The following is a 21,091-nucleotide window of genomic DNA, read 5'->3' on the forward strand; positions in this document are numbered from 1 at the left end:
GTCACCGGTGCCTCCGGCCCCTAGCGGCCTGAAGGCGCGCAGCGGAATGCCGAGAACTCCTGGAGCCGACCGATCAGGTGGCCGCCCTGCCCCCAGCGGATATCCATGACCTTCCAGTCCCGGTCCTGCCGCTGCAGCAGGACCCGGTCGGTCCATCGATAGTCGCCCACTGCCATGTCGACGCGGATCCAGGTCGCGTCACCCCTCGATTCGGGCATTCCCACCGCGACCGTGTCCGGTCGGTCCGGCGCCAGCAGATACAGGCTCTGGTCGAGCATGTGCGGCTTCTCGTCGTGCGCGGCCAGCGCGGTGCAGGCCCGCTCGTAAGCATGCTGCGCATCGACCGCCGAGCGCAGGGCATCGCCCAGCGACGGCGGGATGGCCGCTTCATCTGAAGCCGGCGCCTGGACTACGGCGTAAAGACGGGTGACCACGTCGCGCGGATCGCTGGCCGCGGTGACCAGCGGCGCGACGATCAGCAAGGCGAGAACGGAAGCAGGACGCAGCATGGGGTACCGGGTCGACTGGGACCGCTCAAGAATGCCGGGTATCCGGTCCGCCGTGAAGGTGAGCCTGCGGCACACAGGATCGCAAACGACCGCTCCGCAGTCGCTGAGTCGAGCACGGCTCTACAGGTCAGGAACGCCAGGCATGGCCCGGCACTCCCTGTTCCAACCGCGTCAACGTGCCGGCAGGTACTGCTGCGGATCGACCGGCTTGCCGTTGTAGCGAATCTCGAAGTGGACCATGTCGCGGTTCGCACCGGTGCGGCCCATTTCGGCGATCTGCTCGCCAGCCTTCACGCTCTGCCCTTCATTGACCAGGCGCTTGCGGTTGTGACCATAGGCGGACAGCCACTGGTCGCTGTGCTTGATGATGATCAGTTCGCCGTAGCCGACCAGGCCGGCACCGGAGTACACCACCACACCGTTGGCGGTTGCCTTGACCGGCTGGCCGCTGGTGCCGGCGATGTCGACGCCCTGCTTGGTCGCGTCACCGGCCACGTAGCGGCCGACGATCGCGCCATCGGCTGGCCAGCGCCAGGCGATGTTGCTCTTCACCGGCCCGACCGGCGCCGGGGCCGGCGCGGTGCTGCCGCCACTGCTGCCAGCCGAACGCGGCGGGGTGACCACCGTGGTCGGCGCACGGCCGCTGGTGGCCCCCTGCGGATACAGGCGGATCACTTGGCCGGGGTAGATGGTCGACGGGTTGTCCAGACGATTCCAGGCAATCAGGTCGGCCGGGGTGATGTCATGGATGCGGGCCAGCGCATAGATGGTGTCGCCCTTGCGCACCACCACGGTCTGCCCGGGCTTGGGTACCGAGGTCTTCGGCGTGGTCACGCCGCCAGCGTTGCCGCCGCCCGGGCGGACCACGGTGGCGGTACCGCAGGCGGCCAGTGTGGAAACCAGCAACGCCAGCGCGCCGATGCGCACTCCCTTGCTCAGACGATCAGGATTCATGCGAACTTCGACCTCCATACAAGCCAGGCGATCAGCACCACCACCAGCACGGTGGCGATCCAGCCCAGCGGTTCAATCCAGCGACGCAGCGCCGCTTCGGCACGCGCACCACCGATACGGATGACCGCGGCCAGCACGAACACGCGCTTGCCACGACCGATCAACATGCTCAACAGGTACTGCGGCATCGGTACGCCGACGATACCCGATGCCCACGTGAAGACCTTCATCGGGATCGGCATGAAGCCGCCCAGCACCAGGAAGGTGAACACCGCCCACGGCGATTCGGCCATCTTCGCCTGCACGGTGGTGATGCCCTGCTCGATCGCCGGAAGCATGCCCAGCGCCTCGAACACCGGCTTGATCGCCTCGAAAGCGTAATGACCCAGCGCGTAACCCACCAGCGCGCCGACCATCGAGCCCGCCAGGCTGAGGGTGGCGAACCACCAGCCACGCTTGGGCTGGGCCACGCACATCGGTGCCAGCATCACTTCCGGCATCACCGGGAAGATGATCGCTTCAAAGAAACTCAGTACCGTCAGGTAGGTCGGCGCGCGTTCGTGCGCCGCCCACTTCATCGCCCGCTCGTACAGCGGCCCGAAAATCTTCATGCAACCCTGCTCCGTGGATTAGTCGAGCATGCCAGACAGCAGCGGCACGAACGTGACCGGCGCCAGCACGCGTTGTTCGATGCTGCCATCGGGCTTGCGGTCCAGCTGCACCAGCGACTGTCCGCCCGGGCCACCCACCGGCGCCACCAGGCGCCCCCCTTCAGCCAGCTGCCCGACCAGTTCATCGACCAGTGCAGGCGCGGCGGCGGTGACCACGATGGCATCGAACGGACCGTGCTCGGCCCATCCGGCGCGACCGTCGTCATGCTTGGTGCGGATGTTCATGCCCAGTGCGCGGAAGCGCTTGCGTGCCTGCCGCAACAGGTCACCGATACGCTCCACGGTGTAGACCTCCAGGCCCAGCGCGCCCAGGATGGCGGCCTGGTAGCCCGAGCCGGTGCCGACTTCCAGTACGCGCTTCGGCGCGACCTGGAGCACCGCCTCGGTCATCCGGGCGACCACCCAGGGCTGCGAGATGGTCTGGCCATGGCCGATCGGCAGCGCGGTGTCCTCATAGGCACGCGAGGCCAGTGCTTCATCGATGAACAGATGGCGCGGCACAACCCGGATTGCGTTCAAGGTGGACTCGTCGACGATGCCAGCTTCGCGCAGGCGATCGACCAGACGGTCACGCACGCGCTGCGAGGTCATGCCGATGCCGACAGCTTCCGGCTGCAGTCGCAGGCGTGGACTCATGCCGGCCGGTCCAGCGCGGCGCTGAGGCCACCCACCCAGCTGGCCACTTTCTCCAGCGCCTGGTAGCGGGTCAGGTCCACCTGGATCGGGGTGATCGAGATGTGGCCGGTGCGCACCGCGTGGAAGTCGGTGCCCGGTCCGGAGTCCTGCTCGCGCCCGGCCGGGCCGATCCAGTACACCTCGTTGCCGCGCGGATCCTTCTGCGCGATGCAGCCTTCGGCACGATGGCGGTTGCCGAGGCGGGTGACCTCGAAGCCCTTGACCTCGCTCCAGGGCAGATCCGGCACGTTGACGTTGAGGATGGTGTCGGCCGGCAGCGGATCGGCCTTGAGCCGGGCCACGATCTCCACTGCGGCGCGCGCGGCGGTGTCGAAGTGCTTCGGATCGTGGTTGCGGGTTACCAGCGAGACCGCCACCGCCGGCAGGCCGAGGAAGCGGCCTTCCATCGCCGCCGAGACGGTGCCGGAATAGATCACGTCGTCGCCGAGGTTGGCGGCGTTGTTGATGCCTGACACGACGATGTCCGGCTCGAATTCAAGCAGGCCGGTCAGCGCCAGGTGCACGCAGTCGGTCGGCGTGCCGGCCACCGAGACGGTGTAATGGTCGATGCGCTTGAGCCGGATCGGCAGGTCCAGGGTCAGCGAGTTGCTGGCACCGGAGCGATCGCGGTCGGGCGCGACCACCGTGACTTCGTGTCCGGCCTCGCGCAGGACCGAAGCAAGCATCCGGATGCCTGCGGCGTCGACACCATCGTCATTACTGACCAGGATTCGCATCTTCGATTTAACCGCTTGATTTTCCAAGAATTCGATTCCGTCACCGTGCAGTGTGGGCGGGACCGTCGTACTCCCCTGCGGAAGCCGTCGACCCTGCAAGGGCATCGTCTATTGTGCCGCATGCGAGCCGCCGGTCCTACCCTGCCGGCGGTCACGGCCGACATCGAACCGTCATAGGCAGACCCGCGCCGGCGGTTTACCCTGTGCGCATGTCGCACCCTGAAGACGAAGATCCGGCCGCGCTGTTCCGTGCGGCCATCGGTGAAGTGACGCCGCTGCGCAAGGATGCCGAACCGGCGCCTGCTGCGCCCCGGCCGAAGCCGCGCGCACGCATGGCCGAACGCGACGAGGCCGAAGCCGCGGGCGAGTTTGCGCGGCTGCTGCGCGACAGTACGCCGCTGGAAGCGGGCGACGTGGCCAGCTACCGCCGCGACAACCTGCCACCGCGCCTGTTCCAGCGTCTCAAGCGCGGCCAGTATTCGGTACAGGATGAGCTGGACCTGCACGGCGCCACCGCCGCGCAGGCGGAAACCCTGCTGCGCCAGTTCCTGCTGGAAGCGCATGCACACGAGTATGGCTGCGTGCGCATCATCCACGGCAAGGGCCTGCAGTCCGATGGCGGTGCACCGGTGCTGAAGAACCTGGTCGATCGCCTGCTGCGGCTGCGCAACGACGTGCTGGCGTTTCATTCGGCGCCGACCGGGCAAGGCGGCACCGGCGCGGTGCTGGTGTTGCTGGCGCGGCGTTGACAAAAAGGGGACGGAGGGAATTAAGTCGTTTGTGGCACAAACGACTTAATTCCCTCCGTCCCCTTTTTTCGTCCCCTTCTTCTGTCAGGCCTGCGCGGCGTCTTCGACGGGGCCGAGTTCGTGCAGCACGGCAGTGGCGTAGCAGCCCGGCGGCAACGCGAACGAGAGTTCCAGTACATCACTGGCCAGCCATTGATGCTGCAGCAATGCCGGGCGCAGGCGCAGCGCGCGGCGCTCCTGCTTCAGCCGTGCGTCTTCCAGGCCAGCGCGCAGCGCCTTCGATTCCTCGTCGTCCAGCGCGGCCAGCTCCAGCTCACGTGCAGCGTCGGCGCTGCGCAGCTCTCCTTCGCCCCACAGCGGCGCGCTGGGATGGATGTCGAAACGCGCCAGGCGCTCGGCCAGCACGTCGGTGTAGGGTTCGGGGCCGAACACGCTGCGGCTGCCATCGAGCATCCACACTTCACCGTCCAGCGGTTGATCCCAGTTGCCCTGCTCCACGCGCGCGGCGAGCACACGATTGAACAGCGCCGAGCGGGCGGCTGACAGCAGCAGCGAACGCTGGTCCTTGCGCATGCGGCGGCCACCGAACATCGCCAATGCGGCAGGCACGTTGCCGCCGTCGCGGCCGAAGCGCTGCTCGCCAAACCAGTTCGGCAGGCCGCGCCCGGCGATCTGCTGCAGGCGCTCGCTGATCGCCGCAGCATCGCCCTGCACCTCGCGCAGCACCAGCCTGAAGCGGTTGCCGGCCAGTGCACCACGCTGCAGCTTGCGGTTGTGCCAAGTCGCTTCGAGCACTTCGATCTCATCACTGGCCAGCTCGGCCAGATCCGGCGCGACGCGCTTGGGCAGGTGCACGCTGAAACGCTGGGTGGTGACCGCATGCCGATCCTTCATGCCGGCGTAGCTCACCGCCATTTCCGGCAGGCCCGCCCACTTGGCCAGCAGCTTGGCCACATGCACAGTGTTGGCGCCGCGCTTGCGGATGTGCAGCAACAGGTGCTCACCTTCACCGGTGGCCTCGAAGGCCGGCAGTTCATCCACCTGGAAATCGTCCGGCGTGGTGCGGATGCGCGCCGTCAACAGCGGCGCACCAAACGCCAACGGCAGCGGGATCATGCCGCCACCAGCAACACGACCGCCTGCGCGGCGATGCCTTCGCCGCGGCCGGTGAAGCCCAGCTTCTCCGAGGTGGTCGCCTTGACGCTGACCGCGTGCAGCGGCAGCTGCAGCAACCCACCAATGCGCTCACGCATGGCCAGCGCATGCGGGCCAACCTTCGGCCGCTCGCAGATCACGGTGATGTCGGTGTTGCCAACGCGCCAGCCACGCTCGCGCAGCAGGCTGTCGCAATGGCGCACGAAATCGCTGCTGTCGGCGCCCTTCCAGCGATCATCGCTCGGCGGGAAATGCTGGCCGATATCGCCCAGCGCCAGCGCACCGAGCATGGCATCGCACAGGGCGTGCAGGATCACGTCGCCGTCGCTGTGCGCCAGCACGCCGCAGCTGTGCGGCACGTTCACTCCGCCGAGCATGATGTGATCGCCTTCACCGAAGGCATGGACGTCGTAGCCCTGGCCGATACGGACGGGCGGGAACGGTGCGGTGCTCATGGATGCAGCCCTTGCAGCAGGGCCGCGCGGGCAGTCAGCCGGCGCGGCGGGAAAGTACGAATTCGAACCGGTCCAGATCGGCCGGGGTGGTGACCTTGAAGTTGTCCTCGCTGCCTTCCACCAGCAGCGGGCGCTGGCCCTGGCGCTCCATGGCCATGGCCTCGTCGGTGACTTCAACACCGGCAGCGGCGGCGTCGGACAGCGCGCGGCTGAGCTGGTGGCGGCGGAACAGCTGTGGTGTCAGTGCACGCCACAGCCGCTCGCGCGGTTCGGTGCCATCGATGCCACCGTCGTCGCCCGCACGCTTGAGGGTGTCGCGCACCGGTGCAGCCAGGATCGCCCCGACCGGATCGGCACGACCGACTTCAAGCAGGCGGCCAAGATCGGCCAGCGACAGGTTGGGTCGCGCGGCATCGTGGACCAGCACGAATTCATCAGCGCGCACCGAGTCCGGCAACGCCTGCAGCCCAGCCAGCACCGAGGCGGCACGGGTCGCGCCGCCGATGCAGGTCAGCACCGGTTTGCCGGCCCATTCGCTCCAGCCCGGCCAGTCGCCGTCGTCCTGGCCGATCACCACCATTGCGCCGGCCACGGCCGGATGCGCCAGCAGCGCGTCCAGGGTATGAGCGAGCAGGATCTGCCCGCCCGCCTGCAGGTACTGCTTGGGCAGCGGCGCACCAAAGCGGGCGCCACGGCCGGCAGCCGGAACCACCACCCAGATCGCCGCGCTCATGGCACGTCCGCCGGGTGATCGCCGGCCTGGACAGTGACGCCTGCAGCGGGCTGCGCCGGACGGACCGGCGCATCCTCGACCACGCGGTAGAACTTCTCACCGGGCTTGATCATGCCCAGCTCGCTGCGCGCGCGTTCCTCGATGGCGGACTGGCCTTCCTTGAGGTCCTTCACTTCGGCGGCCAGCGCGTCGTTGCGCTGCTGCAGACCCTCATTGTCCCGTTCCTGGTTGGCGACCTGGGCTTCGAGCATCATCACTTCACCCGAATTGCCCGGACCGAACCAGAAGCGGTACTGCAGCCAGCCCAGCAACAGGGCCAGCACCAGCAGCATCCAGCGCCAGTCGCGCATCGGCTCAGCGCTTCAGCGAAACGAACGCGTCACGACCGGCGTAACGCGCGCCGGCGCCGAGGGCTTCCTCGATGCGCAGCAGCTGGTTGTACTTGGCCACGCGATCGCTGCGGCACAGCGAGCCGGTCTTGATCTGGGTGGCGGTGGTGGCCACGGCGATGTCGGCGATGGTGGTGTCTTCGGTTTCGCCCGACCGGTGCGAGACCACGGCCGCATAGCCGGCGCGGTCGGCCATGGCGATCGCTTCCAGGGTTTCGCTGAGCGTGCCGATCTGGTTGACCTTGATCAGGATCGCGTTGGCGGTGCCCGAGTCAATGCCTTCCTGGAAGATCTTCGGGTTGGTCACGAACAGGTCGTCACCGACCAGCTGCACCTTCTTGCCCATGCGGTCGGTCAGCAGCTTCCAACCCGCCCAGTCGTTCTCGGCCAGGCCATCTTCAATCGTGATGATCGGGTACTGCGCGGCCCAGTCGGCGAGGAAGTCGACGAACTGCTCGGAAGTCAGGCGCTTGTTCTCGCCGACCAGATTGTACTTGCCGTTCTCGAAGAACTCGCTGGAAGCCACGTCCAGGCCCAGCAGCACGTCTTCACCGGCGGTGTAGCCGGCCTTGCCGATTGCTTCGAGGATGGTGTCCAGCGCTTCGACGTTGCTGCGGAAGTCCGGCGCGAAGCCGCCTTCGTCGCCCACCGCCGTGCTCAGGCCGTGGCCCTTCAGCACCGACTTCAGCGAATGGAAGATTTCGGTACCGGCGCGCAATGCTTCGGAGAACGAGGTGAAGCCGACCGGCAGCACCATGAACTCCTGGAAGTCGACGTTGTTGTCGGCATGCGCGCCGCCGTTGATGATGTTCATCATCGGCACCGGCAGCGACGGGGTCATGCCGGTCCGGGCAGCCAGGTACTGCCACAGCGCCTGCTTGCTGGATGCGGCGGCGGCGTGCGCGGCGGCCATCGAAACACCCAGCAGTGCGTTGGCGCCCAGCCGACCCTTGTTCTCGGTGCCGTCCAGATCGATCAGGCGACGGTCGAGGCCGGCCTGGTCGGTGGCTTCAAACCCCTTCAGCGCGGCGGCAATCGTGGTGTTGACGTTGTCAACGGCCTTGCGCACGCCCTTGCCCAGGTAACGGGTCTTGTCGCCGTCACGCAGCTCGACCGCTTCCTTGGTGCCGGTCGAGGCGCCTGAGGGAACCGCGGCGCGACCGAACGAGCCGTCCTCCAGGATGACTTCGGCTTCCAGCGTGGGATTGCCACGACTGTCGAGGATTTCACGGGCGTGGATGCTGCGGATCGTACTCATGGTCGGGCCGGTTACCTGTCTGGAGAGGGGGCGACAAAACGAATGCCGCGTGATTATCCCCGGCTGCCCGCCACTTGCCAAATGGCGTGGCCTGCATCAGCCCCAGCTCGACCCGATCACGATAAGGACCAGCGAGACCAGCATCACCAGCAATGCACCGGCAATCGCCGCAAGGATGGGGCCACGCCGCCGTCGCCAGGCCAACACCATCGCGACCGGGCTGCCGAGAAAGCACAGCACCATCGTGACCAGCGCGCCCAGCATCCACCACTGCGTGGCCTGCACGCCATTGTTTCCGTCCCCGGGCGGCCGGAAGCCGGCGGTGAAGGCCAGCACGCCCACCACCAGGGCCATCCAGGTCAACACGGACAGCGCCAGCGCGATCAGGCCCCAGGGCCAGCCGCGCGCCGATGGGGTCGTATTCATCAACGCCATCCGTAGAACAGGGTGCCGATCCACAGAGAAAGCAGGATGATCGCCAGCCCTGCCGGTACCTTGCCACGGTTCAATCGCCAGGCCAGCACAGCCGAAGCGACGCACCCTGCGCTGGCCAGCAGCTCTCCGACCACAAGCGCAATGAAATACGCCCGAAGATCGAGCGCGCTGCCGCCATCACCCGGTGGGCGCACTGACGCGGCGCCGATCAGCACCAGGCAGAACAAGCCCACGGTGAACACCGCGGACAGCCCCAGCGCGATCAAGCCCCACGGCCACTGTCTCCAGTGCCGGCGGCGGCGCTGGGTTTCCAGCGCCACCCACGGGTCACGACTCACGCGAAGCGCGAAAAGCCGTGCTTCTTGGTCACCGCGTCGAGTTCCATCAGGGTCTCGAGCAGGGCCTCCATCTGGTCCAGCGGCCACGCGTTGGGACCATCGGACAGCGCCTTTGACGGATCCGGATGGGTTTCGGCGAACAGGCCGGAGATGCCCACCGCCACCGCGGCACGGGCCAGCACCGGCACGTGCTCGCGCTGGCCGCCTGAGCTGGTGCCCTGCCCGCCCGGCAACTGCACCGAGTGGGTGGCGTCGAACACCACCGGGCAACCGGTCTCGCGCATCACCGCCAGCGAACGCATGTCGCTGACCAGGTTGTTGTAGCCGAAGCTGGCACCGCGCTCGCAGACCATGATCTGCTCGTTGCCGGTGGCCCTGGCCTTCTCCACGACCGGCTTCATGTCCCACGGCGCCAGGAACTGGCCCTTCTTGATGTTGACCGGCTTGCCGGCCGAGCACACCTTGCGGATGAAGTCGGTCTGGCGGACCAGGAACGCCGGGGTCTGCAGCACGTCCACCACCGAGGCCACTTCGTCCATCGGGGTGTATTCGTGGACGTCGGTCAGCACCGGCACGCCGATCTGCTTCTTCACTTCGGCCAGGACCTTCAGGCCCTCTTCCATGCCCGGGCCGCGGAATGCGGTACCCGAAGTGCGGTTGGCCTTGTCGAAGCTGGACTTGAAGATGAAATTGACGCCGAGCTTGTCGGTGATCTCCTTCAGCTTGCCGGCGGTATCGAGCTGCAGCTGCATCGACTCGATCACGCAGGGGCCGGCGATCAGGAACAGGGGCTGGTCCAGCCCGACCTCGAATCCACACAGTTTCATGGCGTTTCCTTGTTGTCCGCAGCACCGGACGGGCCGGTGCGCTGGGGGTTGAAGCATGCAGGATGGGGGCCGAAGCCCCCATTCACAAGTCAGGCGCGCGCTTCGGAAAGCAGCTTGCCGCCGGCCTTGCGCTCGCGCGCGGCACGGATGAAACCGATGAACAGCGGGTGGCCGTCACGCGGCGTGGACAGGAATTCCGGGTGCGCCTGGCAGGCCAGGAACCACGGGTGGGCATCGCGCGGCAGCTCGACCACTTCCACCAGGGTGTCGTCCATCGACTTGCCGGCGATCACCAGGCCCGCATCTTCCAGCTGGGTGCGGTAACGGTTGTTGAACTCGTAGCGGTGGCGGTGGCGCTCGGCGACCACGTCCTTGCCGTACAGCTCGCGGGCCAGCGTGCCCGGCTTCAGGCGTTGTTCCTGCAGGCCCAGGCGCATTGTGCCGCCGAGGTCGCTCTTGTCGTCACGCTTCTCGACATCGCCGCTGGCGGTGCGCCATTCGGTGATCAGGCCGATCACCGGGTTCGGCGACTGGCGGTCGTTCTCGGTGCTGTTGGCACCTTCCAGGCCCACCACGTTGCGCGCGTAGTCGACCACGGCCGCCTGCATGCCGTAGCAGATGCCGAAGTACGGCACCTGCTGCTCGCGGGCGAACTTCGAGGTCAGCACCTTGCCTTCGAAACCACGGTCACCGAAGCCACCCGGCACCAGGATGCCGTCGACATCGGCCAGCGCGGCCATGTCGGTGCCTTCCAGGTCCTGTGCTTCCAGCCACTTCAGGTTGACCTTGGTGCGCTGGCGCAGGCCGCCGTGCTTGAGTGCTTCGCCGACCGACTTGTAGGCGTCCTGGTGGTCGACGTACTTGCCGACCACGGCGATGGTCACTTCATCCAGCGGATGCAGGGTCGCGTCGACCGCGTCCTCCCACATCGACAGGTCGACCGGACCGGCCTTGTCTGCCAGCTTCAGCTGGTTCACCACGATTTCGTCCAGGCCCTGTGCATGCAGGCCAGACGGGATGCGGTACAGCACGTCCACGTCCGGCACGCTGATCACCGCACGCTCGGAAACGTTGGTGAACTGGGCGATCTTGCGGCGCTCCGAATCCGGCACCGCCTGCTCGGAGCGGCACAGCAGGACGTCCGGCTGGATGCCGATCGAGCGCAGTTCCTTCACCGAGTGCTGGGTCGGCTTGGTCTTCAGCTCGCCGGCGGCGCCGATGTACGGCACCAGGGTGAGGTGCATGAACAGCGCCTTCTCCGGGCCACGTTCGGTGCGCACCTGGCGGATCGCCTCCAGGAACGGCAGCGACTCGATGTCGCCAACGGTGCCGCCGATCTCGACCAGTGCCACGTCATAGCCTTCGGTGGCTTCGTCGATGCAGCGACGGATCTCGTCGGTGATGTGCGGAATGACCTGCACGGTCGCGCCCAGGTAGTCGCCGCGGCGCTCCTTGCGGATCACGTTCTCGTAGATGCGGCCGGTGGTGACCGAGTTCTTGCGGCTGAGGCGGGTGCGCACGAAGCGCTCGTAGTGGCCCAGGTCGAGGTCGGTCTCGGCGCCGTCGTCGGTGACATAGACCTCACCGTGCTGGAACGGACTCATGGTGCCCGGGTCGACGTTGATGTACGGGTCGAGCTTCATCATCGTGACCTTCAGGCCACGGGCTTCGAGAATGGCGGCCAGCGACGCGGCGGCAATGCCTTTGCCGAGCGAGGACACCACGCCGCCGGTTACGAAAATCAAGGGAGTCATGGCTGCAAGCATCCTGTCTGGAAATGGAAAACGGCAGCACCACGCGCACCCGGAGGGCGGGCATGGTGCTCAGAGGGGGTTTTCCGGTTCGCTGTGGCAGCGAGGGAGGTGCGGATCCGTGCGGCGGCAGGCGCCGGACGGGAACCATCGTGCGAGGTCGGGGCGACCGTGCCGGTCAAATCGACCGTCACCTGCGACCCGCCATGCTGGAAGCCACGCTTGGCCGCTCCAGCCCATTCGCAAAGGGTGGACACGCACTTACTCCCGGAAAGCCATAGTTTACAGATTGATGGCCGCCAACCCAAGGGGCTTGTGCGGCCGATCCAACAAAAAACGCCCCGCTGGGCGGGGCGTTTCGGTGCGCAACCCTTGTCGCAAGGGCGCCTGGCAGGTTGCGGGATCAGCGCTTCTTGCGCGCTTCCTCTTCCTCTTCCTGCTGCGGGGCCGGCTGGCCCTGCGCCTTCATTTCGGCATTGGCCTGGGCCCGACGCTTGGCCTTGGCATCGGCCTCGGCCTGCGCCTTGTCGGCCTGGTCACCCTGCTGCGGGGCCGGCTGGCCGGCGTTCTGCGCCACCACCAGCGGCACTGCAACGGCGGCAGCGGCCAGGATCGCAATGGTCAGCAACTTCTTCATGAGGTCCTCCTCGCGGTATGGCTTGGACGTTCAGACCCAACGGGGCCGCCGGCGTTCAGATTCCAGCGAGGGCTATTTTACCTCCTCTGCGCCGCCGAGACTGAACCGCAGGCGTGCAAATTCCCGTGCCAGACCCCACACTTGCCCGTCGCTCCAAGCTTTCGAAGACAGATGAACGCCCGCTATAACGCCGCCGATATTGAAGTCCTGTCCGGCCTTGACCCGGTCAAGCGCCGTCCCGGCATGTATACCGACACCGCGCGCCCGAACCACCTGGCGCAGGAAGTGATCGACAACTCGGTGGACGAAGCCCTCGCCGGCCACGCCCGTTCGATCGAGATCACCCTGTACAAGGATGGCAGCGTGGAGGTCAGCGATGACGGCCGCGGCATGCCAGTGGACATTCATCCGGAGGAGAAGATCCCGGGTGTCGAGCTGATCCTCACGCGCCTGCACGCGGGCGGCAAGTTCAGCAACAACAACTACACCTTCTCCGGCGGCCTGCACGGCGTCGGCGTCAGCGTCGTCAATGCGCTGTCGACCCTGGTGGAAGTGCACATCAAGCGCGACGGCGCCGAACACCGCATCACCTTCCGCAACGGCGACCGTGCCACGCCGCTGGAAGTGGTCGGCAGCGTCGGCAAGAAGAACACCGGTACCCGCGTGCGCTTCTGGCCGGACCCGAAGTACTTCGATACGCCGAAGTTCGCGGTGCGCGCGCTCAAGCACCTGCTGCGCGCCAAGGCCGTGCTGTGCCCGGGCCTGACCGTGAAGCTGACCGATGAAGCCACCGGTGAAGTCGATACCTGGTACTACGAAGACGGCCTGCGCGATTACCTGAAGCTGGAGCTGGGCGAGCGCGAATCGCTGCCGGCCGATCTGTTCGTCGGCAACCTGAAGAAGGACACCGAGGTAGTTGACTGGGCCGTGGCCTGGCTGCCGGAAGGCGAGCTGGTGCAGGAAAGCTACGTCAACCTGATTCCCACCGCGCAGCACGGCACCCATGTCAACGGCCTGCGCACCGGCCTGACCGAAGCGCTGCGCGAGTTCTGCGACTTCCGCAACCTGCTGCCGCGTGGCGTCAAGCTGGCCCCGGAAGACGTGTGGGACCGCGTGTCGTTCGTGCTGTCGCTGAAGATGACCGACCCACAGTTCAGCGGCCAGACGAAGGAGCGCCTGTCCTCGCGCCAGGCCGCCGGTTTCGTCGAAGGTGCCGCCCATGATGCGTTCAGCCTGCTACTGAACCAGAACGTGGAACTGGGCGAGAAGATCGCGCAGATCGCCATCGAGCGTGCCAGCGCGCGCCTGAAGACCGAGAAGCTGGTCGTCCGCAAAAAGATCACCCAGGGCCCGGCCCTGCCCGGCAAGTTGGCAGACTGCATCAGCCAGGACCTGTCGCGCACCGAGCTGTTCCTGGTGGAAGGTGACTCGGCAGGCGGCAGCGCCAAGCAGGCTCGCGACAAGGATTTCCAGGCGATCATGCCGCTGCGTGGCAAGATCCTGAACACCTGGGAAGTCTCGTCCAACAGCGTGCTGGCCTCGGAGGAAGTACACAACCTGGCCATCGCCATCGGCTGCGACCCCGGCAAGGACGACATCAGCGGCCTGCGCTACGGCAAGGTGATCATCCTGGCCGACGCGGACTCCGACGGCCTGCACATCGCAACGCTGCTGACCGCGCTGTTCCTGAAGCACTTCCCGGCACTGGTCGATGCCGGCCATGTGTTCGTGGCGATGCCGCCGCTGTTCCGCATCGATGTGGGCAAGCAGGTGTTCTATGCCCTGGACGAGGAAGAAAAGCGCTCGATGCTGGACAAGATCGAGCGCGAGAAGATCAAGGGCGCCATCAACGTCACCCGCTTCAAGGGCCTGGGCGAGATGAACCCGCCACAGCTGCGCGAGTCGACCATCCACCCGGATACGCGCCGCCTGGTCCAGCTGACCGTGGACGATGGCGAGCAGACCCGCTCGCTGATGGACATGCTGCTGGCCAAGAAGCGCGCGTCCGACCGCAAGGGCTGGCTGGAGTCGAAGGGCGACCTGGCTTCGCTGGAAGTCTGATCCCTCGCGGGGTCGGATCCGTTTCCCGCCGGGAAAGGGATCCGACCCATCCGCCCCGGGCATGCCGCCCCCATCGGCAAACCCGGCGGCGCCATAATGCGCGTCCATCCGCGTGGACCACCGTATTGGCCAGCCACTCGCTGCTGTTCCCCGACCTGCCGCTGCACAGCGCACGGCTGGTCCTGAGCCCGATCCGCCGTGACGACGCCGCCGCGCTGTTCGCGCTGCAGTCCAATCCCGACGTGATGCGCTGGTGGAATCATCCGGCCTGGACGCGACAGGCCGAGGCGCGCGAACAGATCGACGATGATCTCGCCGCCCATGCCATCGGTACCCAGCTGAAGCTGGCCGTGCGCGAATCGCTGGAAGGTCCACTGCTGGGCATCTGCGTGGTGTTTGCAGTGGACCGCACTGCAGCCCGCGCCGAGATCGGCTACCTGCTGGCACCCGATCGCCAGGGCCAGGGCTACATGCACGAGGCCCTGCAGCAGGTACTGGCCTACCTGTTCGGCACCCTCCACCTGCATCGCGTGGAAGCCGAGATCGACCCGCGCAACGCACCCTCCGCGCACGTGCTCGAACGCCTGGGCTTCCGCCGCGAGGGAGTGCTGCGCCAGCGCTGGCGCATCCAGGGGGAACTGGCCGACTCGGCCGTCTATGGCCTGCTTGCCGATGACAAAGCGGCAACCGCCCTGTCCGCTTGACCCAAGCTGGCCAATAGCGGCCGCAACGCACGGCCATGCCTTTGGACACATACGACATGGGCCGCCACCGGCCTAGCATCGCAATCCCCTTCCGCTGCCCACCCGGTGCCATGAAGTCCCTGTTGCACACTGCCGCGCTCTGCGTCGGCCTGCTCATCGCCCCAGCCAGCGTGCTGGCCGCGCCTGATGCCGACGCCAAGCCCGATCCGAAGGACGACAAGACCGAGGCACCTGCGTTGCCCGCAGACGCCTCGGCCCGCCAGAGCATGCGCCTGGCCGGCCGCACCCTGGACTACACCGCCACCGTCGGCACCCTGCCGGTACGCGATGCCAAGGGCAAGGTGATCGCCGACGTGGTGTTTACCGCCTACACGATGCCGGGCAAGGACCGGCCGGTGACCTTCGCGCTCAATGGCGGCCCCGGGGCATCGTCGGTCTACCTCAACATGGGCGCGATCGGGCCCAAGGTGGTGACCTTCGGCTCCGAGGGTGACAGCGCGTCGGCGCCGGCGACGCTGCACGACAACCCCGGCACCTGGCTGGACTTCACCGATCTGGTGTTCATTGATCCGGTCGGGACCGGCTTCAGCCGCGCGCGCATCGGCGACGACGAAGCGAAGAAGGCGCTGTACAACCCCAGCGCCGACATCGAATACCTGTCACGCTCGATCTACGACTGGCTGCTGCGCAACCAGCGCATGGCGTCGCGCAAGTACCTGACCGGCGAGAGCTACGGCGGCTACCGCGGCCCACGCATCACCCACTATCTGCAGACCCGGCTGGGTGTTGCGATGAACGGCCTGGTATTGGTCTCGCCCTACCTGAGCCCGACCCTGGAAGACAACGCCGATGTCTCGCCGATGGCGTGGATGCAGACGCTGCCGTCGATCGCCGCCGCGCACCTGGAGCGCCAGGGCAAGCTGACCGATGCAGCGATGCGCGAAGTAGTGGAATACACCCGTGGCGACTACGCCACCGCGTTGATGAAGGGCCGCAGCGATCCGCAGGCGACCGAGGCAATGCTGCGCCGGGTGACCGAACTGACCGGGCTGGACCCGCAGTTCGTGCGCCGTGCCGGTGGTCGGCTGGAAACCCAGGCCTACCTGCGTGAAGTGTTCCGCGACAAGGGCACGCTGGGCAGCCGCTACGATTCCAACGTAACCGCGTTCGATCCATTCCCGAACGATCCGGAGCAGCGCGCCAACGATCCGCTGCTGGACAGCATCATCGCGCCGACCACCACGGCGATGGTCGACTTCGTGACGCGCGTGGTCGGCTGGAAGGTGGATGCGCGGTACCAGGCGCTGAACTACGACGTGAACCGGCTGTGGGACCGCAATGGCGAGCTGCGCGATGGCGCGGTGACCCAGCTGCGCCAGGCCGTGGCGATCGACCCGCACCTGCAGGTGCTGATCGTGCATGGCTGGAACGACCTGTCGTGCCCGTTCATGGGTTCGATCCTGACCGTGGACCAGATGCCGACGATGGGCAGCAATCCGGACCGGGTGCAGGTGCGCAGTTATCCGGGCGGGCACATGTTCTACAGCCGGGCCGACAGCCAGGCGGCGTTCCGCAGGGATGTGCAGGCGCTGTTCCAACGCAATTGAGGAGGGTCGGCCGGGACTGCGGCCCGGCACCCGCCGGATCAACGGCAACGGCAAGGTCCACGGCAAGATCAACTGCAAAAGCGGGCTTCCTGAGGGCTGGCGAGGTGGGGTGGATATGCAGGACACGCCGTAAACCCGTCCATGGGGGCTCGATGGCGCCATCCATGGCGCCAACGGTCCTGCATATCCACCCCACCCCGCCGCTGACAGGTTCCTGCTGCTGCTGGTGGGTGCCGACCGTTGGTCGGCACGCTTGGATACAGAGGAATGATCTGCCATGAAAAAAGCCCGCCGGTATCCGGCGGGCTTTTTCGTTTACCGGGATCAGATCCTTTTCCCGCAGGGAAAGGGCTCTGATCCCAAGGCCGTTGGCATCAGGTCCAGCCGAACATCTCGAACAGCTTCAGGATCAGGTACGCACAGCCGCCGGCGGCCGGGATGGTCAGGATCCAGGCCCAGACAATGCGCTCGATCACGCCGAACTTCAGCGAACGCGGGTTCTTGGCGAAACCGACGCCCATGATCGCGGTGGAGATGCTGTGCGTGGTCGAGACCGGCATGCCGAAGTGGGCCGCCAGGGTCAGGATGGTGGCCGAGCTGGTCTCCGCGGCGAAGCCGTGGATCGGGTGCAGCTTGACCATCTTGTGGCCCAGGGTCTTGATGATCTTCCAGCCACCCGAGGCGGTACCGGCAGCCATCACCACTGCACAGGTCAGTACGATCCACATGGCGATGCCGTCACCGGCGTGCGCGTCCGGGTGCATGAACGCCAGCCAGGACGGCAGATCGTTCAGTGCGCCGGTGGCTTCGGCACCAATCAGGGTCATCGCGATGATGCCCATGGTCTTCTGCGCGTCGTTGTGGCCGTGGGCGAAGCCCATGTAGGCCGCCGAGGCGATCTGCGCCTTGCCGAAGAAGGCATTGACGATGCGCGGACGGGCCAGGCGGCCGATGGCGCCACCGACCTTGGCCAGGCCGGCGATCAGCGCCCACAGCAGCACCATCACCACGATGCCGAGCAGGAAGCCGGCGATCGGCGAGGTGATCATCGGCACGAACACCTTCCACAGCAGGCCCTTGTTCTGCGCCCAGCTGCCCAGGCGCTCCGACCAGATCAGCGCGTCCCAGTTGTTGTGGGCCGCGGCCAGACCGGCACCGCAGAGGCCACCGATCAGGGCGTGCGAGGACGAGGACGGCAGGCCCTTCCACCAGGTGATCAGGTTCCAGATGATGCCGCCCAGCAGGGCGCACAGGATCACCTGCGGAGTGACCTCGACCACGTTGGTGTTGAGCAGGCCCGAGGCGATGGTCAGCGCCACCGCCGTACCGGTCAGCGCACCGATGAGGTTCATGAAGGCGGCCAGCATCACCGCCCAGCCGGGCGAGAGCACCTTGGTCGCCACTACGGTGGCAATGGAGTTGGCAGTGTCGTGGAAGCCGTTGATGAACTCGAAGACGAGCGCGGCCAGGATCACCACCAGGACAAGGGTCAACATGCGGCGGCGTCCGTCAGCTGTTCTTCAACACGATCTGGTACGCCACCACGCCGGCCTCGCGGCAACGGTCGATGGCCTTTTCCAGGATCTCGAAGAATTCCTTCAGCAGGAACATCTGCAGGTTGTCCAGGCGACCGGAGTAGATGTCGCGGTACAGCTCGAGCATCAGGCGGTCGGCCTCGTTCTCCAGCGAGCGCAGCTTCTCGTTCAGCGCGGTCATCCGGTCCAGGTTCATGTGGCGCAGGTCAGCCACCATCTCCACCACCACGCCGGCGGCCTGTTCCAGCATCGCCGCGCGCGGCGCGAAGTCGATGTGCTCCAGGTGGGTCGTGGCCAGCGAATAGCGATCGGCGAACTTCTCGATCTGCTTCGGAATCTTGTACAGGGCCGAACCCAGCGCTTCGATGTCTTCGCGCTCGATCGGGGTCATGAAGCTGTCGACCAGCGCCTGGCTGATCTTGTCCGAGGCCGCGCGTTCGCGCAGGCGGGCCAGCTTGAAGGCGTCCAGCGCGGGCTGGCGATCGGCCTCGCGCAGCATCGAATGCAGCGCCTTGGCGGCATCGGAAGCCGCGACGGCAGCCTCATCAAGCAGGGTGTAGAACTGTTTGCCGGAACCGAAAATGGTCTGCAGAGAGAACATTGAGAAACCTGTCAGCCGTCGCGGGAAGGACGGCACCAGAGCGAATTATGACGGCTAGATGACCATCACGGGTATCCCCGCGCCCTTTCCGGGCTCTGGGACCCCCAACCTGAACAGGCGGTTGCCACCCTGCCACGCCCCTTTGCTAAGATGCCAGCGCGCCTCCGGGCGCACCTTATGGACGACGACCCTTATCCCCCTGCGCCGCGCCGGACCCTGTTCCTGAGCGCCAGCCGCCATCGCAAGCACCCGCCCTCCCTGCCACCAACCGGGGACGACGCCCGTGTTTGAAATGATCCTGATTGTCTTCGCGCTGGTTCTACTGAACGGCTTCTTCGCCATGTCCGAGATGTCGGTCATGACCTCGCGCAAGAGCCGCCTGAAGCAGATGGCCGCCACCTCCAAGCGCGCCGCCAAGGCGCTGGAGCTTTCGGAGAAGCCGGAGAGTTTCCTGTCCACCGTGCAGATCGGCATCACCGTGATCGGCGTACTGACCGGCTACCTCGGTGGTGATGCGATCGGCGACGCGATCGCCGGCTGGCTGCAGGGCCTGATGCCCGGCTTTGCGTACGCGCGCGAAGTAGGCACCGCCCTGGCGGTCTCGCTGATCACCTTCATCACGCTGATCTTCGGCGAACTGGTGCCCAAGCGCCTGGCCCTGACCCGCTCCGAGGCCATTGCCGGCCTGGTCGCGATGCCGATGAGCTGGCTTGCCAGGCTCGCCCTGCCCTTCGTCTGGCTCCTGTCCAAGACCACCCAGCTGGTACTGAAGGTGCTGGGCCTGGGCAAGGACGAGGCCGCGCAGGTGACTGAAGAAGAGATCCGGATGCTGGTGGCCGAGAGCCACGAAGCTGGCGTGATCGACGCCCACGAGCGCGACATGATGAACCGCGTCATGCGCCTGGGCGACCGCACCGCCGACAGCCTAATGACCCCGCGCAACCGCATTGCCTGGCTCGACACCCAGGCCGGGCTGGAGCGCAATCTGGACATCATGGCCGAGCACGAGTTCTCGCGGTACCCGGTATACCGCGACAACGACATGGACGTGGTCGGCGTGCTGGAGCTGAAATCGCTGGCCACGCGCATGGCGCGCGGCGACAACGCGCTGTTCCAGACCCTGCGCGAACCGCTGTACGTCTCCGAATCGACCCACGCGATGAAGCTGCTGGAGATCTTCCGCGAGGAGCAGCAATCGATGGCGCTGGTGGTGGACGAGTACGGCGAGATCCAGGGCCTGGTGACCATCAGCGACCTGATGGGCGCCGTGGTTGGCCGCCTGCAGGCGGTGGAGAATGCCGATGAAGACGCACTGGTGGTGACCCGCGAGGACGGCTCGCTGCTGGTCGACGGCTCGCTGCCGATCGAGGACCTGCGCGAGCTGATCGGAAGCAACGACCTGCCCGATGCCGAGGATGGCGACTACTACACGCTGGCCGGCATGTGCATCCATTACTTCGGCCGCATCCCGCACGCAGGCGAGTACTTCGACTGGGCCGGCTGGCGCTTCGAGGTGGTCGACCTGGACGGTGCGCGGGTGGACAAGCTGCTGCTGCGCACGTTATCCGACGAGCAGGCCGATGAGCTCACCGCCTGAGGCCGGCCAGGGCCAGGGCGCGCAGCGCCCGACCTACCGCAACGAGGGCATCCGCACCCTGCTGGAGATGTTCGCCTCCGGCGATCCCGCCGAGCACATGCCGCTCGGCCAGATCCTCAGCAACCTGCAGCAGAGCGCGTTTGGCGTGTTCCTGTTCGTGGCGATCCTGCCCTCGTTCATCCCGATCCCGGGCATGGGGGGTGCGGTCAGCGGCCCACTCGTGGTCCTGATCGGACTGCAGATGCTGTGTTGCCTGCGCCGGCCCTGGCTGCCCGGTTTCATTGCCCGACGCGGGCCGAAGCGCGGCACCATGCACCGCTTCCTGGACCGTATCGATCGCCCGTTGCGGCGACTGGACAGGATGCTGAAGCCTCGCCTGCCGCAGTTGCTGACACCGCTGCCCGCACACGCGTTCACTGGCCTGCTGCTGGTGTTGCTGGGCCTGCTGCTGTCGTTGCCGATTCCGTTCACCAACTTCCTGTTCGGCTTCCAGCTGCTGCTGTTCTCGCTGGCGCTACTGGAGCGCGATGGTGCATTGATGCTGTTCAACTGGATCGCAGCGCTGGTGGCGATCGCGTTCTTCGGCTTCAGTTCCGGGCAGCTGGTGGGCTATACAGTGGAGCTGTTTCAGCGCTGGTTCTGAAGTGGCATCCGGTAGAGCCGGCCGCTGGCCGGCTGCCACGTTTCCAGGGTTGCCGGCCAGCGGCTGGCAC

At 66.5% G+C, this 21,091-nt stretch carries 23 protein-coding genes; 6 read left to right on the top strand and 17 right to left on the bottom strand.

Annotated elements, in window-relative coordinates; translation table 11 throughout:
- Positions 1–20: 20 nt before the first annotated feature.
- From ACM0PB_RS07845 to surE, 5 genes are all read right to left on the bottom strand, one after another.
- Positions 21–509 carry a hypothetical protein gene (locus ACM0PB_RS07845; protein ID WP_065179302.1) on the bottom strand — a complete coding sequence of 163 codons (489 nt, stop codon included), beginning with the start codon at positions 507–509 and terminating at the stop codon, positions 21–23.
- A gap of 171 nt (positions 510–680) precedes the next feature.
- On the bottom strand, positions 681–1,463 hold the full coding sequence (locus tag ACM0PB_RS07850) for a peptidoglycan DD-metalloendopeptidase family protein (protein WP_005416034.1): 783 nt from the start codon (positions 1,461–1,463) through the stop codon (positions 681–683).
- Positions 1,460–2,074 carry a YqaA family protein gene (locus tag ACM0PB_RS07855; protein ID WP_005416033.1) on the bottom strand — a complete coding sequence of 205 codons (615 nt, stop codon included), beginning with the start codon at positions 2,072–2,074 and terminating at the stop codon, positions 1,460–1,462. Before ACM0PB_RS07855 ends, ACM0PB_RS07850 begins: the two co-directional genes overlap by 4 nt.
- 18 nt (positions 2,075–2,092) lie before the next feature.
- Entirely contained in the window at positions 2,093–2,770 is a 678-nt protein-coding gene (locus ACM0PB_RS07860; protein WP_005416032.1) for a protein-L-isoaspartate(D-aspartate) O-methyltransferase, read from the bottom strand.
- Positions 2,767–3,546, bottom strand: a complete 780-nt coding sequence (gene surE / locus ACM0PB_RS07865; RefSeq protein ID WP_005416031.1) for a 5'/3'-nucleotidase SurE — start codon at positions 3,544–3,546, stop codon at positions 2,767–2,769. The genes ACM0PB_RS07860 and surE overlap by 4 nt, the downstream gene beginning before the upstream one ends.
- A gap of 209 nt (positions 3,547–3,755) precedes the next feature.
- Between surE and ACM0PB_RS07870 the strand changes: the two genes are divergently transcribed.
- On the top strand, positions 3,756–4,295 hold the full coding sequence (locus ACM0PB_RS07870) for a Smr/MutS family protein (RefSeq protein ID WP_005409007.1): 540 nt from the start codon (positions 3,756–3,758) through the stop codon (positions 4,293–4,295).
- Positions 4,296–4,379: 84 nt separating this feature from the next.
- Here ACM0PB_RS07870 and truD read toward each other — a convergent pair whose 3' ends face one another.
- The 10 genes from truD to ACM0PB_RS07920 all read right to left on the bottom strand — a co-directional run bounded on the left by truD (position 4,380) and on the right by ACM0PB_RS07920 (position 12,273).
- Positions 4,380–5,411 carry a tRNA pseudouridine(13) synthase TruD gene (gene truD / locus ACM0PB_RS07875; RefSeq protein WP_065179303.1) on the bottom strand — a complete coding sequence of 344 codons (1,032 nt, stop codon included), beginning with the start codon at positions 5,409–5,411 and terminating at the stop codon, positions 4,380–4,382.
- The gene (gene ispF, locus ACM0PB_RS07880) at positions 5,408–5,905 is read right to left on the bottom strand and encodes a 2-C-methyl-D-erythritol 2,4-cyclodiphosphate synthase (RefSeq protein WP_414604720.1); all 498 of its coding nucleotides are present in this window, start codon (positions 5,903–5,905) and stop codon (positions 5,408–5,410) included. Before ispF ends, truD begins: the two co-directional genes overlap by 4 nt.
- A gap of 34 nt (positions 5,906–5,939) precedes the next feature.
- Positions 5,940–6,638 (bottom strand): 2-C-methyl-D-erythritol 4-phosphate cytidylyltransferase, encoded by a 699-nt coding sequence (ispD, locus tag ACM0PB_RS07885; protein ID WP_005416029.1) that lies wholly within the window; start codon positions 6,636–6,638, stop codon positions 5,940–5,942.
- Entirely contained in the window at positions 6,635–6,988 is a 354-nt protein-coding gene (gene ftsB / locus ACM0PB_RS07890; RefSeq protein ID WP_005416028.1) for a cell division protein FtsB, read from the bottom strand. The genes ispD and ftsB overlap by 4 nt, the downstream gene beginning before the upstream one ends.
- A gap of 4 nt (positions 6,989–6,992) precedes the next feature.
- Positions 6,993–8,285, bottom strand: a complete 1,293-nt coding sequence (gene eno, locus ACM0PB_RS07895; RefSeq protein ID WP_414604721.1) for a phosphopyruvate hydratase — start codon at positions 8,283–8,285, stop codon at positions 6,993–6,995.
- Positions 8,286–8,381: 96 nt separating this feature from the next.
- Positions 8,382–8,711, bottom strand: coding sequence for a hypothetical protein (locus tag ACM0PB_RS07900; RefSeq protein ID WP_053500063.1), 330 nt, complete (start codon positions 8,709–8,711; stop codon positions 8,382–8,384).
- The gene (locus ACM0PB_RS07905) at positions 8,711–9,058 is read right to left on the bottom strand and encodes a hypothetical protein (RefSeq protein WP_065179304.1); all 348 of its coding nucleotides are present in this window, start codon (positions 9,056–9,058) and stop codon (positions 8,711–8,713) included. The genes ACM0PB_RS07900 and ACM0PB_RS07905 overlap by 1 nt, the downstream gene beginning before the upstream one ends.
- On the bottom strand, positions 9,055–9,885 hold the full coding sequence (gene kdsA, locus ACM0PB_RS07910; protein WP_279946395.1) for a 3-deoxy-8-phosphooctulonate synthase: 831 nt from the start codon (positions 9,883–9,885) through the stop codon (positions 9,055–9,057). The genes ACM0PB_RS07905 and kdsA overlap by 4 nt, the downstream gene beginning before the upstream one ends.
- A gap of 89 nt (positions 9,886–9,974) precedes the next feature.
- Positions 9,975–11,639 (bottom strand): CTP synthase, encoded by a 1,665-nt coding sequence (gene pyrG, locus ACM0PB_RS07915; protein ID WP_005416023.1) that lies wholly within the window; start codon positions 11,637–11,639, stop codon positions 9,975–9,977.
- Between the two features lie 400 nt (positions 11,640–12,039).
- Positions 12,040–12,273, bottom strand: a complete 234-nt coding sequence (locus ACM0PB_RS07920) for a hypothetical protein (RefSeq protein WP_005416022.1) — start codon at positions 12,271–12,273, stop codon at positions 12,040–12,042.
- 171 nt (positions 12,274–12,444) lie between these two features.
- Here ACM0PB_RS07920 and parE point away from each other — a divergent pair, with 171 nt between their 5' ends.
- The 3 genes from parE (at position 12,445) to ACM0PB_RS07935 (ending at position 16,645) form a co-directional block, all read left to right on the top strand.
- Positions 12,445–14,334 (top strand): DNA topoisomerase IV subunit B, encoded by a 1,890-nt coding sequence (gene parE / locus ACM0PB_RS07925; RefSeq protein WP_005416021.1) that lies wholly within the window; start codon positions 12,445–12,447, stop codon positions 14,332–14,334.
- Between the two features lie 125 nt (positions 14,335–14,459).
- Positions 14,460–15,038, top strand: a complete 579-nt coding sequence (locus ACM0PB_RS07930; RefSeq protein WP_065179306.1) for a GNAT family N-acetyltransferase — start codon at positions 14,460–14,462, stop codon at positions 15,036–15,038.
- A 110-nt stretch (positions 15,039–15,148) separates the two neighbouring features.
- A complete protein-coding gene (locus tag ACM0PB_RS07935) occupies positions 15,149–16,645 on the top strand; it encodes a S10 family peptidase (RefSeq protein ID WP_032954081.1) in 1,497 nt (498 codons plus the stop codon).
- A gap of 374 nt (positions 16,646–17,019) precedes the next feature.
- Here ACM0PB_RS07935 and ACM0PB_RS07940 read toward each other — a convergent pair whose 3' ends face one another.
- On the bottom strand, positions 17,020–18,141 hold the full coding sequence (locus tag ACM0PB_RS07940; RefSeq protein WP_005416018.1) for an inorganic phosphate transporter: 1,122 nt from the start codon (positions 18,139–18,141) through the stop codon (positions 17,020–17,022).
- Positions 18,142–18,154: 13 nt separating this feature from the next.
- Entirely contained in the window at positions 18,155–18,781 is a 627-nt protein-coding gene (locus tag ACM0PB_RS07945) for a DUF47 domain-containing protein (RefSeq protein WP_004152833.1), read from the bottom strand.
- A 292-nt stretch (positions 18,782–19,073) separates the two neighbouring features.
- On the opposite strand from ACM0PB_RS07945, the gene ACM0PB_RS07950 reads away from it, so the two are divergent.
- Positions 19,074–20,378, top strand: a complete 1,305-nt coding sequence (locus ACM0PB_RS07950) for a hemolysin family protein (RefSeq protein WP_005416017.1) — start codon at positions 19,074–19,076, stop codon at positions 20,376–20,378.
- Positions 20,362–21,021: an exopolysaccharide biosynthesis protein gene (locus tag ACM0PB_RS07955; protein ID WP_065185230.1), complete on the top strand. Its 660-nt coding sequence runs from the start codon at positions 20,362–20,364 to the stop codon at positions 21,019–21,021. The genes ACM0PB_RS07950 and ACM0PB_RS07955 overlap by 17 nt, the downstream gene beginning before the upstream one ends.
- Positions 21,022–21,091: the final 70 nt, after the last annotated feature.

It is taken from the genome of Stenotrophomonas sp. AR029, assembly GCF_047520695.2.
GTDB classification, from domain to species: Bacteria; Pseudomonadota; Gammaproteobacteria; order Xanthomonadales; family Xanthomonadaceae; genus Stenotrophomonas; species Stenotrophomonas sepilia.